This window comes from Massilia niastensis DSM 21313 (assembly GCF_000382345.1).
GTDB classification, from domain to species: domain Bacteria; phylum Pseudomonadota; class Gammaproteobacteria; order Burkholderiales; family Burkholderiaceae_D; genus Telluria; species Telluria niastensis.
This window is the reverse complement of the sequence record NZ_KB908094.1, coordinates 92633-109746: the sequence shown is the minus strand read 5'-3', so window position 1 is coordinate 109746 and position 17114 is coordinate 92633. Positions and strand designations below refer to the sequence as shown.

General features: G+C 60.1%; 14 protein-coding genes and 2 pseudogenes. 9 read left to right on the top strand and 7 right to left on the bottom strand.

Going from position 1 to position 17114, the window contains the following annotated elements; translation table 11 throughout:
- Both H162_RS35740 and H162_RS0113185 read right to left on the bottom strand, forming a co-directional pair.
- Window positions 1-78: UxaA family hydrolase (locus H162_RS35740; RefSeq protein ID WP_156885595.1), on the bottom strand; the 78-nt coding region annotated here is incomplete at its 3' end.
- A 37-nt stretch (window positions 79-115) separates the two neighbouring features.
- Entirely contained in the window at window positions 116-397 is a 282-nt protein-coding gene (locus H162_RS0113185; protein ID WP_020653945.1) for a UxaA family hydrolase, read from the bottom strand.
- Window positions 398-783: 386 nt separating this feature from the next.
- On the opposite strand from H162_RS0113185, the gene H162_RS0113180 reads away from it, so the two are divergent.
- Genes H162_RS0113180 through H162_RS0113170 form a run of 3 tightly spaced genes read left to right on the top strand, consistent with a single transcriptional unit; the run spans window position 784 to window position 3703 of the window.
- Entirely contained in the window at window positions 784-1896 is a 1113-nt protein-coding gene (locus H162_RS0113180) for a Re/Si-specific NAD(P)(+) transhydrogenase subunit alpha (protein WP_026354593.1), read from the top strand.
- A 20-nt stretch (window positions 1897-1916) separates the two neighbouring features.
- Window positions 1917-2246 (top strand): NAD(P) transhydrogenase subunit alpha part 2, encoded by a 330-nt coding sequence (locus tag H162_RS0113175; protein ID WP_020653943.1) that lies wholly within the window; start codon window positions 1917-1919, stop codon window positions 2244-2246.
- Window positions 2246-3703 (top strand): NAD(P)(+) transhydrogenase (Re/Si-specific) subunit beta, encoded by a 1458-nt coding sequence (locus H162_RS0113170; RefSeq protein ID WP_026354592.1) that lies wholly within the window; start codon window positions 2246-2248, stop codon window positions 3701-3703. Before H162_RS0113175 ends, H162_RS0113170 begins: the two co-directional genes overlap by 1 nt.
- A gap of 183 nt (window positions 3704-3886) precedes the next feature.
- Here H162_RS0113170 and H162_RS30785 read toward each other — a convergent pair.
- Window positions 3887-5358, bottom strand: a pseudogene (locus H162_RS30785) (IS3 family transposase).
- Window positions 5359-6276: 918 nt separating this feature from the next.
- Between H162_RS30785 and H162_RS34010 the strand changes: the two are divergent.
- From H162_RS34010 to H162_RS0113125, 6 genes and pseudogenes are all read left to right on the top strand, one after another.
- Window positions 6277-6642, top strand: a complete 366-nt coding sequence (locus H162_RS34010) for a hypothetical protein (protein ID WP_156885591.1) — start codon at window positions 6277-6279, stop codon at window positions 6640-6642.
- A 262-nt stretch (window positions 6643-6904) separates the two neighbouring features.
- Window positions 6905-8161, top strand: a pseudogene (locus H162_RS30775) (copper resistance system multicopper oxidase); the annotation flags it as partial.
- Window positions 8162-8166: 5 nt separating this feature from the next.
- The gene (locus H162_RS35250; protein WP_229452054.1) at window positions 8167-8712 is read left to right on the top strand and encodes a copper resistance protein B; all 546 of its coding nucleotides are present in this window, start codon (window positions 8167-8169) and stop codon (window positions 8710-8712) included.
- Window positions 8713-8987: 275 nt separating this feature from the next.
- A complete protein-coding gene (locus H162_RS0113135; protein WP_020653936.1) occupies window positions 8988-11696 on the top strand; it encodes a TonB-dependent receptor in 2709 nt (902 codons plus the stop codon).
- Between the two features lie 93 nt (window positions 11697-11789).
- Window positions 11790-12482 (top strand): PepSY domain-containing protein, encoded by a 693-nt coding sequence (locus tag H162_RS0113130; protein ID WP_020653935.1) that lies wholly within the window; start codon window positions 11790-11792, stop codon window positions 12480-12482.
- Window positions 12483-12565: 83 nt separating this feature from the next.
- Entirely contained in the window at window positions 12566-14281 is a 1716-nt protein-coding gene (locus H162_RS0113125; RefSeq protein WP_169444485.1) for a 2Fe-2S iron-sulfur cluster-binding protein, read from the top strand.
- Between the two features lie 64 nt (window positions 14282-14345).
- Here the strand turns inward: H162_RS0113125 and H162_RS0113120 are convergent, their stop codons facing one another.
- The 4 genes from H162_RS0113120 to H162_RS0113105 all read right to left on the bottom strand — a co-directional run bounded on the left by H162_RS0113120 (window position 14346) and on the right by H162_RS0113105 (window position 17111).
- Window positions 14346-14714, bottom strand: a complete 369-nt coding sequence (locus H162_RS0113120) for a YybH family protein (protein WP_020653933.1) — start codon at window positions 14712-14714, stop codon at window positions 14346-14348.
- A gap of 141 nt (window positions 14715-14855) precedes the next feature.
- Window positions 14856-15221: a copper-binding protein gene (locus tag H162_RS0113115; RefSeq protein WP_020653932.1), complete on the bottom strand. Its 366-nt coding sequence runs from the start codon at window positions 15219-15221 to the stop codon at window positions 14856-14858.
- Window positions 15222-15253: 32 nt separating this feature from the next.
- Window positions 15254-15697 (bottom strand): DUF411 domain-containing protein, encoded by a 444-nt coding sequence (locus H162_RS0113110; protein WP_026354590.1) that lies wholly within the window; start codon window positions 15695-15697, stop codon window positions 15254-15256.
- A 22-nt stretch (window positions 15698-15719) separates the two neighbouring features.
- Window positions 15720-17111: a multicopper oxidase family protein gene (locus H162_RS0113105; protein WP_026354589.1), complete on the bottom strand. Its 1392-nt coding sequence runs from the start codon at window positions 17109-17111 to the stop codon at window positions 15720-15722.
- Window positions 17112-17114: the final 3 nt, after the last annotated feature.

The window sequence follows — 17114 nt, the reverse complement described above, 5'->3', positions numbered from 1 at the left end:
CACGATGACGTGGTTGCGCACGCCGACGCGGCCGTTTTCGCGGCGGTAGCCGAGGAAAGTGGTGTCCTGATTGATCATGGGGTGTCTCCGTTCGGTTCGATGGGTGGACTGCGGCTTACCAGCGCTTGGTCTTGACGTTATGGACATGCAGGTGTTCGCCGGCGGCGATCGGGGCTACCACCTTGCCGATGTCGACGCCGTACTTCATCACCGTGTCGCCCGGCTGCAGCGCATTCAGCGCGATCTTGTGACCGATCGGGATGTCGCTGACGGTGCGCACCTCGACCACGCGGTCCTGCTCCATGACCCAGCCGTTCAGCGTTGCGCCGGATTTCACTCCTTCGACCACGACCGTACCGACCGAGTCGCCATCTTCGTGCACCACAAAATGAATCATGTCTGTCTCCTTGTTCGTCCATCCAGGTTGTTGGAACGTGAATTCATGCTAAACCACCGATTCATACGTGTCAACCACATCATCTATATGAATTTAAAAGCTGTGGCTGCCCTCCTGCTGAGCGTCATGCGCAGCATCGCTATATCAGGCGAATTGATTAATTATATAAATATAAATCGTTTTTTTCATATGTAGGACTGGCGCTAACCTTGAGTCACAAGTTCAGTCAAGGGGAACACAATGACGACAACACCAGGTACCCCGCTCCAGTTCGCCAGCGGCTTGGCGCTGGTCGGCGCCATCGCGGCGGCGGCCAGTTGACAGTACCTTCGTGCCCGAAGGTAGGCCGGCCCCAATTAATGCCAACATGTTAGAAAGCAGATCCTATGAGAATTGGTATACCTGCCGAAATTCGTCCTGGGGAAACTCGCGTCGCTGCAACACCCGAGACAGTCAAGAAGTTCGCAGCGAAGCATCAGGTGATCGTGCAGTCGGGTGCAGGCCTGAACGCATCGGTCATCGACGACGACTATGTGGCAGCCGGAGCAGCCATCGGCAGCGCCGACGAGGCATTCGGCTGCGACGTCGTGCTCAAGGTACGGGCGCCCGACGCCCAGGAGCGCAGGATGATCAAGCCGGGCACGGTTCTGATCGGCATGCTCGATCCTTTCGATGCCGGGAACATCGCCGCCATGGCCGACGCCAGGCTGCAGGCATTCGCCCTCGAGGCGGTGCCGCGGATCACGCGGGCGCAGTCGATGGACGTGCTGTCGTCGCAGGCCAACATCGCCGGGTACAAGGCGGTGATGCTGGCGGCCAATACTTACCAGCGCTTCGTGCCGATGCTGATGACGGCCGCCGGCACCGTCAAGGCCGCGCGCGTGCTGATCATGGGTGTCGGCGTAGCCGGCCTGCAGGCAATCGCGACCGCCAAGCGCATGGGCGCCGTGATCGAGGCGTCCGACGTGCGTCCTCCCGTGAAAGAACAGGTCGAGTCGCTCGGCGCCAAGTTCATCGACGTGCCTTACCTGACCGACGAAGAGCGCGAGATCGCCCAGGGTTCCGGCGGTTATGCGCGCGCGATGCCGGCCGACTGGATGAAGCGTCAGGCAGCACTGGTACACGAACGCGCCAGGCTGGCCGACATCGTCATCACCACCGCCCTGATCCCTGGCCGCAAGGCGCCAGTGCTCATTTCGGAGGACACCGTCAAGGCCATGAAGCCAGGCTCGGTGATCGTCGACCTGGCCGTCGCGCAGGGAGGTAACTGCCCGCTGTCGGAGATGAACAGGACGGTGCTCAAGCACGGCGTGCATATCGTCGGCGAGCCGGACCTGGCGACGCTGGTGGCGGCTGACGCCTCTGCGCTGTATGCGCGCAACGTACTCGACTTCCTCAAGCTGATCATTGACAAGGACGATCGCCTGGTGATCGACCGCGAAGACGAGATTTTGAAAGCAACGCTGGTCTGCAGCGACGGCGAAGTGCTGCGCAAGTAATTCAAAACGAGGGAGGCAATATGGAAATCAGTCATACCATCATCAACCTGATCATCTTCGTGCTGGCCATCTACGTCGGTTACCACGTGGTCTGGACCGTCACGCCGGCGCTGCATACACCGCTGATGGCGGTCACCAATGCTATTTCGGCGATCATCATTGTCGGCGCCATGCTGGCGGCGGGCCTGACCGAGGGCATGGTCGGCCAGTTGGCCGGCACCGTGGCGGTGGCGCTGGCTGCGGTCAATGTATTCGGCGGGTTCCTGGTGACACAGCGCATGCTTGAGATGTTCAAGAAGAAGGAACCAAAAGCGAAGCTGACTGCGGCGAAGACGGAGGTCCCGGCATGATGAATCACATCAGCATGAACCTCGTCACGATGATGTACCTGATTGCATCGGTGTGCTTTATCCAGGCGCTCAAGGGACTGTCGTCGCCATCTACGGCACGCGTGGGCAATACGTTCGGCATGACCGGTATGGCGATCGCGGCCGTCACCACGGTGGCGCTGATCGTCAAGCTGCAGGAGCAGGCCAGCGCCACCGGTGGCATGGGCCTTGGCCTGGTGACGATTGGCGTCGTGGCCGGTGGCGGCATCGGCACTTACGCGGCGAGGAAGGTCGAGATGACCAAGATGCCGGAACTGGTCGCGGCAATGCACTCGCTGATCGGCCTGGCCGCGGTCTGTATCGCCGTTGCAGCGGTGTCCGAGCCGTGGGCCTTCAACATCGCCACGCGCGACTCCCCGCTGCCGTTCGGTAACCGGCTTGAGCTGTTCATCGGCACCTTCGTTGGCGCCGTGACCTTCTCCGGTTCGGTGATCGCATTCGGCAAGCTGGCGGGCAAGTACAAATTCCGCTTATTTCAGGGCGCGCCGGTCAGTTTCCCGGGTCAGCACATGCTCAACCTGGCAGCCGCGATCGCGATCGTCGCGCTCGGCCTGGTGTTTTGCTTCTCCCCGGGTGTCGAACCAGCCTGGACCCCATTCATCATCATGGCAGTGTTGTCCTTCATCCTCGGTGTGCTGATCATCATCCCGATCGGCGGGGCCGACATGCCGGTGGTGGTGTCGATGCTGAACTCGTACTCGGGCTGGGCGGCGGCGGGCATCGGCTTCTCGCTGAACAACTCGATGCTGATCATCGCCGGTTCGCTGGTGGGCTCGAGCGGCGCGATCCTCTCCTACATCATGTGCAAGGCGATGAACCGTTCCTTCTTCAACGTGATCCTGGGCGGTTTTGGGGGCGATACGTCGGCCGCTGCCCGCGGCGTGCAGGAACAGCGTCCGCACAAGGCCGGCTCGGCGGATGACGCGGCCTTCATCATGAGCAACGCCGAGACCGTGATCATCGTGCCGGGTTATGGACTGGCGGTGGCGCGGGCCCAGCACGCGCTCAAGGAACTGGTAGAGAAGCTGACCCACAAGGGCGTCATTGTCAAGTACGCAATCCACCCCGTCGCGGGGCGCATGCCGGGCCACATGAACGTGCTGCTGGCGGAAGCCGAGGTGCCGTACGACCAGGTATTCGAGATGGAGGACATCAATGGCGAGTTCGGCCAGACCGACGTAGTGCTGGTGCTGGGTGCGAACGACGTGGTGAATCCGGCGGCGAAGGATCCGAAGTCGCCGATCGCCGGCATGCCAATCCTGGAAGCGTACAAGGCTAAGAGCATCATCGTCAACAAGCGCTCGATGGCATCTGGTTACGCGGGCCTGGACAACGACCTGTTCTACCAGCCGAACACGATGATGGTCTTTGGCGACGCCAAGAAAGTGATCGAGTCGATGGTTAAGATCGTGGATTAAGGGATGTCCTCTAACCCTTGCGATGATCTGGCGTTTGAAGGCCTTGGTATTCCGGCCGAGTGTCTTATTAAACAACCGGCCGTCTAGCCTTGGGCGCCAAGGAAAAATGCACAGGAGCCTCCCGGAGCGTGTCAATGACTTTGAAACACCTGCGTGAATCTGTGAGAGTCTAAATCTCGGTTTTCAGGCAGCCTTTTTCTCCATCGTCGGTGGGTTGATCCAGGCAGCGGTCGGCAGCTTTTGCGGCTGCGGCATGCGGTGCTTAAAGCGTGCTGGCGTGCGCGTAAAGGCGTCGGCCAGTGTGGCTTGCCGTTGCTGACGCACTGCGGCGGCGCGGCCGGTATGCACGCTCTTCGGTGTCATCATGCCGATCCCGGAATGGCGATGCTGCTGGTTGTACCAAGTGAAGAACCGGCACGGTGGGCGCGCGCATCAGCCAGTGAGCCGAAGCGGGCCGGAAAGCCAGGCTGGTACTTCAGGGTTTTGAACTGCGCCCCCGAGTACGGACTGTCATCAGAGACGTAGGGCCTGCTGTGTGACTTGGCAATGCCCAGGTCGGACAGCAGCGTGGCTACCTGCTTGGAGCGCATGCTGCTGCCCCGGTCGGCATGCAGGGTTAGTGTGGCCGGCCCGATGGCTTCCTTGGCAGCGGTGTCGGCAATGAGTTGCGCAGCCAGTTCGGCGGTTTCCTGCTCGGCGACCATCCAGCCGACAACGCAGCGGCTGAAGATGTCCAGGATGACATACAGATGGAAGCAGGCCGCGAACCGGTCCTTCAATTTGGTTATGTCCCAGCTCCACACTTGATTGGGCACCACGGCCAGCAGCTCTGGTTTCGTATACTCGGATGGCGCAGTTGATCGCGGCGCTCGCGCACGGCGGCATAGCCTTGCAGCAGGCGGTACATGGTGCGCACCGACGCCACGTAACGCCCTTCGTCGATCAACTGGGCGTGAATGGCCGCTGGCGCGCAATTGGCAAAGTGCGGGCTGTTGAGCACGTCGAGTACCACGCGGCGCTCCAGTTCAGACAGGGCCAGCGGCGGGCGCCTGGACGGCGTTGCGATGGCCGAACCCGGCAGCGGACAGACACGCCGTGCAGCGCGGTCGCGATACAGCGCGCTGCGCGGCAGACGCAGGGCGCGGCAAGCGACGGCCAGGCCAACCTGGTCAGCCAGCGTGTGGGCAGCGCTGATCACTTCGGCTCGCTCGGCGTGTCGTCCGTGCTCAGCCCCAGCAGAATGGAAGGTTTTTTTGGACGTCGATGATCACGTCCGCCTTGACCAGTTTGGCCTGCAGGCGCTCGACCTGCTTTTCCAGTTCAAGCACCCGGCGTTCCTGGGCGGAGGCAGAATCGGCTTTCGGTCCGCGCTTGCACGCCAGCGCTTCCGTCTCGCCAGAGGATTGACGCTGCTTGCGCCAGGTCGCCAGATGGGACGAGTAAATGCCTTCCTGACGCAGCAAGGCGCCAATTTCGCCAGGCGCCACGCAGGCATCGGCAGCGGCCAGAATGCGCAGCTTCTCGGATCTGGAGAACGTGCGTCGCTTGGCCATTGCGACCACTTCAGGATCGGGACGTGGGGTCTCGGCTGATGACGGTTCGGATGCGTTCTCTGGGGTTGCTGACGTGCTGATTTGGTGCTTTCGGTTGTGCATGTTGGGAGCCTACCGCTGTACTCTAAATTAATCGGGTAGGTGTCTCAAGTTATATTGGCACGGGGGCACGGCCATGACGTGGCGGTTGCGTGGAGGAACAGCCGGCGCGACTTTAAACGACGTGAAGAAAAATACATATACCCTCCGCAACTGAAAACAAGCCCCGGCAGTGGATAGCCGGGCGGTAAGCATGCGGAGGAAGGTCAGACTCGAATGCGAATCGTTCGCAAGTACGGCGGATCGGGGTCCGGCTGTGGAATGTAACCAGGCCAAAACAGGACCACGACCGGCGTCGAGGGAAGTAGGACTATTCGAACCAGCATGGTAGGCGAAAGCTGTGCGAGCGCCGGCGCCACATTGTGGTGGTCAAGGGACGCTTTGGTGTCTGCTGCGAGCTCGGCGCAATGCACGGGCTTTTCCATGTCCAGGCCAGCGCAGGGCATCCCATCCATCATCTGCGTGCTCATCGTATTCGCCGCGATGGCCGGACAGACGTACGCTGCCATCGCCATGCCCGAAGTCATGACGGTCACGACCAGGAGCAGAGCAACGTAACGGAACAGTGACGGAAATGAGCGCCGCATTTGATCGGTTCGAAAATTGTGTCAGTCGCGTCGACTAAAAAGTCCGACCCGGGACAGGTCAATGATTCTGCTGCCTATCGCAGAAAATTGCTCGCCTGGTACTCGGCATCGTCGAACAATGGAAGTTCCGTTCCAGCTTCTTGTATTGTTTTCAGGAAGATTAATGGATTTTCTACAATGTCTGATGCTTTTTTATAACGGAATGTGCTAAATCTGCCTGGAACATGCTACATTGATTAACATGTGCAATAGTTTACGTTCATTTTTTCTTTGCTTACTCATCGTTTCCCTTCCGGTGCAGAGCATTGCGGGGGTAGCGAGGTTCGAGTGCGGCATGGCGCATCATCTATTGACCGTCAGCGGTGTGGTACAAACCGAACCGCTGATGGAGGAGATGATGGTCCCAGACGCACATGGGGATGATGAACACGGACATGGGCAAGGACACGCCGATGTCGAGGCACAAAATAGCATATCGGCAAACGAAGACTGCGAAAGCAATGACACTCACGCGCGATCGGGTTGTGGCACTTGCGCAAGTTGCTGCATTGGTGCCTATGCGCCGCCGCCTGTTGTTGCTTTGACGGCTGCTGAAGAAGTGGCAATCAGCGTGCAGCAATTTCTTCCTTCCTCATTCATCGGGCATATTCCGCCCCGAATCGAACGACCTCCACGTACTTCAGACTTTATCGTGTCGTGATCGGCGGCAGCAGTTAATGCTGTCGGCCTCCCGATCTCCGGTGCCTTTGCTAGTGCGTGCGCTCGTCTGCACGTACCAAGCCGGAAGCTGGTAGCGACACGCATTCCAACGGCACGGATCAAGCACTTGCAGTCCCGCGTTTGCGGCCACTAGCCGCGAGGCTGGCGTTCCCGCGTCTGCAGCAAACGGCAAAGGGAAGGTGACGGGACGGCGCTGCGCAGACCACTGCGCGCAGGGATCGCATTTTGGATCGGAGAACCATATGGAACGTTCAGATATCACTGGCGACTGCGCAAGCAGTTGGCGCCGCCGTATTCTGCAAGGAATCGGCGCCGTCTTGGGACTCGCGGGCTTGAGCCCTAGTTCGCTGTTTGCTGCACCGAGAAATCGGGGCGAGCTTCGAGGGAATGGTTTCGACCTGCAGATCGGGACGATGCCCGTCAGCTTCACCGGCGCCGAACGCATCGCCACCGTAGTCAACGGCCAAGTCCCGGCACCTGCTCTGTACTGGAACGAGGGCGACACTGTCACCATCCGGGTCACGAACCGGTTGCCTGCAGTTGGCTCGATTTACTGGCACGGCATTCTTCTTCCAGCCGACATGGATGGCGTGCCACGGTTGAGCTTCGCCGGCATCCAGCCAGGACAAACATTTACCTATCGGTTCGAAGTGAAGCAAAGCGGCACGTACTGGCACCACAGTCATTCCGCGTTCCAGGAACAAACTGGCCTCTGTGGTCCGATCGTCGTCGTGCCGAAGGAGGGAGCGCGCGTACAGACTGACCGCGACCATGTCGTGATGCTTTCCGACTGGACCGACGAAAAGCCGGAGCGCGTACTGGCCAGCTTGAAGAAGATGAGCGACTTCTTCAATAGCCAGCAGCCCAGCTTTGGCGAGTTCATACGCGGCGTGCAAACCATGGGATTTGCCGCCGCCATCGACAGGCGCAGGAGGCGGAGCCCGATGCGGATGATGCCCACCGATTTCAGCGATGGGACGGCAGGCCGGAATGTGAGCGGAGCGCTTCGCTACCTCATCAACGGTGCAACGGTGGAGATGAACTGGACGGGGCATTTCCATTCGGGTGAGAAAGTCCGCTTACGCATCATCATCAACGGCGCCGCGACAACCATCTTCGACCTCCGAATTCCAGGCCTGAAAATGACTGTGATCTCTGCGGGCGGACAGGACGTCGAACCTGTGGCCGTCGACGAGATCCATATTTCGGTCGCCGAAACCTATGACGTGATTGTCGAACCGAACGAGGACCGCGCCTACACGATCTTTGCACAGTCGATCGGGCGCTCCGGATTTGTAAGGGCCACGCTGGCGCCATGCCAGGGAATGCAGGCTCCGTTACCGGACGTGGATGCCGCTCAATGGCTGACGATGACGGACATAATGGGCGCAATGGGCATGGCTGGAATGCATGCCTCGGCTACGGCAGGCAGCGGACAAGGAATGGGTGCGAAGCCGCCGGCGGCCCCGGCTTCTCCAGCTGTCGCGGTAGCACATGCGGCAAGGTGCTGGTCGATAAGGCTGAGCTGGCCAAAGGTGACGGCGAACGCGGCCAGAACGTCGCGATCGAGATCAAGCTTGAGGGAGAGCGCCGCGGCGAAGCATTGGAAGCGGCCCGCACGGAGCTGCTGTGGGACAGGGCATTTGCACCGTTCTGGAGTACGCAGCTGGGCGTGCGACACGACAGCGGCGTACAGGGTTTGGCGCCGTACTGGTTCGAGACGGAGACCACAGCTTACTGGCGTTCCGGAGACGGCTGGCCTGCACGTTTCAACGTGAAATACGAACTGCTGTTCACATCCAGGGTAATTCTTGAACCAGAGCTGGGCATGAACCTGTACAGCCGTACGGATCCGGATCGGGGCACGGGAGGCGGGCTTTCCAGCATGGACGCGGGCTTGCGGCTGCGCTACGAGATCACCCGCAAATTCGCTCCCTACGTCGGAGTGACCTGGACCAGGCAATTTGGTGAAGCCGCCGAGTTTACGCGGATGCGTGGTGGTGACCGAAGCGAAGTTCAGGCGCTCGCCGGCCTGCGCTTGTGGTTTTGACCGGAAAGGGCGCGGCGCTCGAAATCAAAACGAAAAGTACGATCTGGTCCGACACGAACGAAGTGGCGGCGTATTCGCTTATCTAAAAATTCTGTATGGCCAACTGTTGTAAAAATACATTTTTATTGCCAATGTCAAAATTTGTAGCTACATTAAAAAAAGCTGCAATTTGTATAGACAACCAGGTGCATCCCCGATTTTTCTTAGTTGCCGTCGCCTTGACATGGCAGCGGTTTCAGTTCTGTAGCTCTTACAAAAACAAACCCGGAGGGTAAATGACTTACAAGTACATCCCAACAACCACAGCCGCGCTTGCCTTGATGGTCATGCAGCCCACCGTTCACGCACAGCAGCCGGGCACTGGCGACACGACTCAAGCGACTGGGATGGAGCGCGTCCAGATCACCGGAAGTCGAATCAACCTCCGCCAAGAGCAACTATCGGGAGTCGGTCCCGTGACTGTCATTGATGCAGAAACCATTCAGCGTTCCGGTGCGATCTCGGTCGAGACGCTCCTGCAGCGGCTACCATCGTCCGCAGGCACTGCCGGGAATCAAAGCAGCGCGTACTGGACGAGCAACGGCTACGGGACGACGCAGGTCAACCTGCGCGGTCTCGGGATCGATCGCACGCTGGTGCTCCTGAATGGGCGCCGCGTGGTTTCGGGAGGTACGGGCGCCAACAGCTCGGTCGACCTGAACATGATCCCCGTCGCGATGATCGAACGGATCGAGGTATTAAAAGACGGCGCATCAGCGATCTACGGGGCCGATGCGGTTGCCGGTGTCGTCAACATCATCACCAAGAAGGCGATCGAGGGCGTCGAAGCGTCCGTCCGTTACGGCAGGACCGAGCAGGGCGACGGCGCCGAAAAGTCGGCGGACATCGTGTGGGGTACCCGCGGCGAGCGCGGCTCCATGATGGCTTCGTTGAATTACTCGGAAAGCGAAGAGGTCAATCTTGCTTCCCGTGCGCCATGCGCGCTGTTCGAGGACGACGGTGAATTGGTGTGCTCGGGCAGTTCGTCCACCATTGGCGGACGCGCACGCCTGGCGGATGGCCGGCGGATCAACTTCAACCAGGATCCGAATGGTAATCCGCGTGGGTTCGAAACCTACAGTGCGGCCCGGCATGCCTACAACAGCAATCCCTTCCTCAACGCGGTGAATCCGATCAAGCGTGTCGGCCTGAGTGCATTTGGCAATATGAGGCTGAGCGACAAGGTCGACCTGTTCAGTGAGCTCATGTTCACGAACCGCCAGTCCGAGCAGCTGGCAACGCCAGGGGCAATCGGTGTCTATCGGCCGATCGAAATCGCCGCGAACCATCCGACCAACCCTACCGGACAAAACTTGACCCTGGAGCGCCGCAGGGTCGCGGAGGTTGGCCCTCGCCATTTTTTCCAGGAGACGAACACCTTCCGCATCGTGGCTGGCTTGAAGGGTCTGATCGGAGAAAAGTGGGACTGGTCGGCGTCGTTGAACTGGGGCCGGAACACCGGCGTCGACGGAATGACCAACATCATCAACCTCGACCGTGTCGACGCGACGCTTAACGCCGCAACTTGCGGCGCCAGTCCGACCGCTGCCCCGTGCGGCAACTATCTCGGCTATGGAAACCTTAGCCCGGCGGTGCTGGAATACATTCACTTCACGACGCGTGACCACGGCGGCAACGACCAGAAGAGTTTCAACGCAAGCATCAGCGGCGAACTGTTTTCGCTGCCTGCCGGGGCGGTCGGTTTCGCATCCGGCTTCGAGTACCGCCGCGAGAAAGGCTGGCGCGACCCTGATAGCCTGATTGTGTCGGGGGCGGCAAACACGAATGCCCAGGATCCGATCGCCGGCCAGTACAGTGCGCGAGAAGTCTTCGCAGAGCTGTCCGTGCCCTTGCTGGCAAAGCTGCCCCTCGTGAATTCCTTGACCGCAAACGTCGCCGCCCGATATTCGGACTACAGCCTCTTCGGATCCCAGGGCACTTACAAGCTGGGCCTCGACTGGCAAGTGATTCCTTCGTTGAAGATGCGCGCGAACAGGTCGACTGCTTTCCGCGTTCCGAACGTTCCTGAGCTGTTTGGTGGTGTCTCCGAGGGCAACCTGACCACGACTGACCCGTGCAACAACTGGAATACGCTCGATCCGAATTCGAACGTCTACAAGAACTGCCAGGCTTCCGGTGTACCGGTCGGGTTCAGGCAGTTCGGTCCGTCGATCCTGACGACCGGCGGCGGCAACCCCAACCTGGAGCCGGAAGAGGCGGATACGTTCACTGTGGGTGCCGTGTGGACACCGTCGAAAGCGCTGACGCTGACCCTCGACTATTTCAACATCGAGATCGATAACGCGATCGAGACGGTCCCAGGCTCGACCAAACTGTCGGTGTGCTTCAACTCGCCGGGATTGGCACATATCTTCTGCAGCCCTTCGAGCTTCACCCGCGATCCACGTACTGGCGAGATCAATTTCCTCTCTTCGCAGCCAGCAAACGCGGCGCAGCAGCGGGTTAGCGGAGTGGACTTCGGTGCCATGGTTGACTTCACCGTGTTCGGGTGGGCGTCGTCGCTCACGGCGGACGTCTCACGCCTGAACCGATTCGATGTAGCGCCGTTCCCGGGTGGCGAGACGATCGAGTATGCAGGCAAGATCACGGGTGGCCGCGGCAGCTATGCCGAGTGGAGGTCGACAGCATCCCTCACCACGACCAGGGGACCGTGGTCGGGTTCATACACGGTTCAGTACATTGGGTCCGCAGACGACATCAATGCGGCGCCGACCGACATCGGGTCGCGTGCACCGAGCATCGCCTACCACAACGCCAGCGTGAAGTATGCATTCAACAAGGCGATGGCGATCTCCTTCGGCGTCGACAATCTGTTCGACAAGCGTCCGCCGTACATCCAGAGCTGGACGGATGGGAACACCGACACAATGACCTATGACTTGCTCGGTCGCCGCTGGCATGTCCGCCTGGGCTACAAGTTCTAAACCCTTGATCATGCCGGCCGGGCCGTTCCGCATTTTCGTCGCGTGGACGGCCCGATCCTCAGGATCAGGCAATTCAACTTATTATCGACAACTATGCAATTAGCTTTCTGGGTGCGACGCGCCCACAAGTGGATCGGGCTCATTATCGGCGTGCAGGCACTGCTCTGGATGATCAGTGGCCTCTACATGGTCGTGGTCCCACTGGAAGTCATTCACGGCGACCATCTTGCACACGTCCACACCGAACGACTCAACCCTGCCGGTACCCGTATTGCGCAAACTCGCTTGCATGAGCTCTATCCAGGCATCACTTCTGTTCGCATGAAGAGCCTGCTTGGAAAAGAAGTATATGAAATCAAGCAGGGGCCGCAGGCCAGCCTCGTGGACGCGGCCAGCGGTGAGAAGATCAGCCCGCTTGCTCGCGAGGACATTATTGCGCTTGCCGATGTGGCCTATGCAGGTGAGGGATCCATCGGCGGCGTCGAATGGGTAACCAAGGCGCCTCAAGAGGTGGGCTCCCGGCCGGTACCGTTATGGGCTGTCCATTACGATGAACCGGGCAAGACGACCTTGTATTTCTCGCCTTATACCGGCGACCTGGTGGCCAGGCGCCATGAACTCTGGAGATGGTTCGATTTCCTCTGGATGTTCCACATCATGGACTACGAAGAGCGCGAGAACGTGAACAATACGCTGTTACGTGTTGCATCGATAAGCGGATTAGCCTTCGCACTCAGCGGCGCCTGGTTACTCATCTATAGTTTCAATCGGAGGAAGAAGGCATGAGCCATTGGATGAGACGCCTTCACAAGTGGGTAGGACTGATCCTTGCAGTTCAGTTCGTACTGTGGATGTCGAGTGGCGTACTTATGAGTCTGCTCGATTCAAAGAAGGTGCAGGGGCGTGAATTCCGCATCAAGCCACCGGCGCCAGCCGAATGGCCGCGCAACGTGCTTGCCGCGGATGCGATCCTGGCTGCCAGTGCGGACAAGGTCATGGCGATCACCTCGGGCTGGTTGCTCGACCGGCCTATCTACCGCCTGCAGAACGACAAGCGTAGCTGGCTGGTGAACGCCGCCGATGGAACGGGTGTGACGGTCGATGCCAACCTCGCCCTGGATCTCGCCCGGGCATCCTATTCCGGGCCCGGCAACGCAGGTGCCCCCAGCTTACTGGACTTTACGCTCGAGACGCGCGCCCACAAGGAACCGGTCTGGCGCGTCGACTTCGACGATGCGGACGACACCTCGGTCTATGTATCCAGCCGATCGGGGGCCGTGCTCGAGCACAGGAACAGCACCTGGCGCCTGTTCGATCTGTTCTGGATGCTCCACATCATGGACTACAGCGAGCGAACCAATTTCAACAATCCATTGTTGGTGTCCAGTGCAATCGGCGGCCTGTGGATGGCATTGACCGGTGTCTGGCTGCTGTTCGCCAGCATTCGTCTCGCGGAGTTCGTCCCAAGCCGTTGGCGCCGCAGCCGCACCGTGAACCTGCTGGACCAACACGGAACCAGCCAGCGTTCGATCGATGCCGTGGAGGGCGACACCGTGTTTCGCGCACTCGCCCGCTCCGGCCTGCAACTGCCGTCGAACTGCGGCGGCGGTCAGAGCTGCGGCCTGTGCGAAGTCAGATGCGTCGGCAAGGCGCCGGAACCGACCAGTGCCGACCGGGCCCTGCTGTCCCCCCAGAAGCTCGCCGCCGGCTTCAGGCTGGCCTGCAATCTTCCCGTGAAGCGTCGTCTCGACATCGACATCGGAAATACCTTGGCATTATCCTCGGAGCGGGTCGGCTTAGTCACAGGCGTGAAACCGGTAACGCCATTTTTACGCGAGATAACGATACGGCCCAATCAGCTGCTGGCATGTCGCCCGGGGTCCTATGTCCAGGTCCACGTGCCACAATATTCACGAGACGCGAGCCACGTGAACATCCCACCGGACCATCACGAAGACTGGCGAGCCGTGGGCCCACTGAGCGCGCTCGCAAATGATGCACCGGTACGGCGATCGTACTCGGTCTCGGTCCCAGTGGAACAGGCCGGGTGGCAACTGACCTTCCTCGTGCGCTTCATGCCAGGGAAGAAGCCGGGGAGGGGATCCGGCTATATGTACACGCTGAAAGTTGGCGATGAAGTAAGGTTCAGTGGGCCGTTCGGCGATTTTGCGCTGAAGGAGGGCAGCGGTGAAAAGGTGTTCATTGGCGGCGGCGCCGGCATGGCGCCGTTACGCGCGATGATCCATGACCTGCTTGCGAAGGGAGCGAAGGAGCCACTGCATTTCTGGTACGGCGCCCGCAGCCTGCGAGACGCTCCTTATGTCGACGAGATGCGCGCGTTCGCGGCCAAACATCCCAACTTCCACTGGCATCTGGTACTGTCGGAGGAGGAAGGGATGGCTGATGTGCGGAGCGGATTTGTGCACGAGGCGGTGCAAGAAGGCCTTCTGCAGACCCACCCCGACATCTCCTCGCTGGAGTTTTATGTCTGCGGCCCCCCGGCGATGCTAAACGCAACCCGTGCGATGCTGAGTAGCCTCGGGGTGGATGACGTGAACGTCGCGTACGACGACTTCAAGATCTGACAGTGTCGATGCGCAAGGGGCTGCGCCCCTTGCGTCTGCCAATGCCAGCCTGGGGGAAGGGCGTTTACTTTGCCTTTCTCGATGACCAGTGCACGTGGACGATCGACCAGGCATCGCCCTTCTGTTCGAAGACCGCGGTTCCCGTACCAAAGGCATGCACAGGCTTGCCTCGGGAAGTCCCGGTCGTTTCGGTTTCTTCCCAAACCACTGCGGTGTTGCCGTCGATGCGCTCGGTCTGTTTCAGTACCTTGCGCGTCGAGTTCTTCGCGAACTCCATGTCGCCACCGAGGTGATGATGGGCGTACTCGTCGCGTGATCGTTCGACATAGCCAGCCTCATAGATCGCGATTTCCGGTGCCAGCAGGCCAAGGGCCCTGGCCTTGTCTCCGTTCGTGAGGGCGTCATGGAAGGCGGCGAGCGTCCATTTTTGCATGTGCAAATGCTGCTGAGGTAAATATACATCCGAATGCAGCGACAGCCGCCAGGAATACGTTCTTGGCTTTCATTTGATTCTCCTATTGCAGCCCTGCCATGCCCTGTGACAGCAGGGACATGATGCGATTGGCGAGCGCACTTATTGCACTGCTTGCAACTCCACGATCGCAAGCGCACCATTTACCCGGTCAGCCGCAAATTTGATCTTGTCGCCAGTCTTGACCTGGTTAAGCATGGCTGGATCTTTCACGCGGAACACCATGGTCATCGCGCCCATGTTGAGGTTCTTCAGTTCGCCGTGACGGAGCGTGATCTTCCCGGCATCCCTGTCGACCTTCTTGACTTCGCCATCCACAAGCTCCGTCGCCGCCGCAGCCAGGTGTCCAGCATGCGACGAATGGGCGCCGTGCGAGCCATGGCCGCTGTGCGAACCTTCCTGGGCAAACGCGATGGATGCGGACGCGGTCAGTGCGAGAGCAATGGTGAGTTTCGAAAATGCGTTCATGGTGAGTCCTTTCATTGGTTCAGTAGTGATGTTCAGTTGTAGTGCTTGAATACAGTCGTGCGACCGTTGGCATGTACCAGCAGCACGTCGAACGGGTCCTTGCGCGGCCCTTCCATGCCAGGCGAGCCGAGCGGCATCGCCGGGACAGCCAATCCTTTTGCCTTCGGATTCTCTGCAAGCAGGCGTTTGATCTCGCTCGCAGGGACATGCCCTTCGATTGCATAGCCTTGCACCATGCCGGTATGGCAGGAACCAAGTTCGTTCGGTATCCCCCCACGTTCGCGGTAGTCGGAAGGGTTGTCGACATTGACCACGCGGGTGGCGAAGCCGTTCGATGTCAGATGCTCCACCCATGCGGCGCAGCACCCGCACGAGGCGCTCTTGAATACGTCGATGACCGGCGCGGCAGCCATCGCGAACACGGGCACGCACAAGGTCGCTGCAAGTGCCGCCTGCGAAACGAGTCGTCGGATCATGAGATAGTCCTTTCGTGATGCTTTAGTGGTGGCCGTTGTGACCGGTTGGCTTGCGCACGGTCACTTCGATGTCGGCCGGCTTCGTGGCCGGCATTGCTTGTCCGCCCGCGTCACGGTGACGCACGGCGGCCGGGGGCTCGCCTTTCCATTCATAGGCCACAGTACCGGCGGGATGCTTGTACCAGCCCGGATCCTTGTAGTCGCCCGGCTTCTGGTCCTTGCGCACCTTCAGGACGGTGAACATCCCGCCCATCTCTACGCCGCCGAACGGCCCCTGGCCGGTCATCATTGGCAGGGTGTTGTCCGGCAGCGGCATCTCCATGCCTTCCATCGAACCGCCCTTGTCCCCCATGACCATGTAATCCGGGACCAGCTTCGCGATCTTTTCCGCGACACCGCGATGATCCACTCCGATCAAGGTTGGGACGTCATGCCCCATCGCATTCATCGTGTGGTGCGATTTGTGGCAGTGGAAAGCCCAATCGCCAGGCTCGCTCGCGATAAACTCGATGGCGCGCATCTGGCCCACGGCGACGTCGGTCGTGACCTCGGGCCAGCGGGACTCCGGCCGGGTCCAGCCGCCATCGGTGCCGGTCACTTCGAATTCATGTCCGTGCAGGTGGATCGGATGATTCGTCATCGTCAGGTTGCCGGCGCGGATACGTACACGGTCACCCTGGCGGACATTCATTGAGTCGACCCCCGGGAACGCCCGGGTGTTGAAGGTCCAGATGTTAAAGTCGGTCATCTCGTTGACCTTCGGCGTGTAGCTGCCTGGGTCGATGTCGTAGGCGCTGAGCAGGAAAACAAAGTCACGGTCGACGGCGTGTTGCGCCGGGTTTTTGGGATGCGTGACCCAGAAACCCATCATCCCCATCGCCATCTGCACCATCTCGTCGGCATGAGGGTGATACATGAAGGTGCCGGGCCGACGTGCGACGAATTCGTAGACGAAGGTCTTGCCTGGCTGGATACCCGGCTGGTTCAGGCCCGTGACACCGTCCATGCCGTTCGGCAGGCGCTGGCCATGCCAGTGAATGCTGGTTTGTTCCGGCAAGCGATTGGTCACGAAGATGCGCACGCGGTCGCCTTCGACCACCTCGATCGTGGGGCCCGGACTTTGACCGTTATACCCCCACAGATTGGCCTTCATGCCCGGAGCGATCTCGCGCACGACCGGTTCCGCAACCAGGTGAAACTCCTTGACGCCATTATTCATGCGCCAGGGAAGTGACCAGCCATTCAAAGTGACGACCGGGTTGTACGGACGCCCGTTGGGCGGGGACAGTGGCGGCTGCGTTGCCGCCGTCGTCATGATCGGCGCTTCCGGAAGGGTGGCGGCGCCCGCGCGGCTCACCAGCCCGGCACCAACCAGCGCAGCGGCACCAGTGAAGAAATCTCGACGAGAACTCATTAC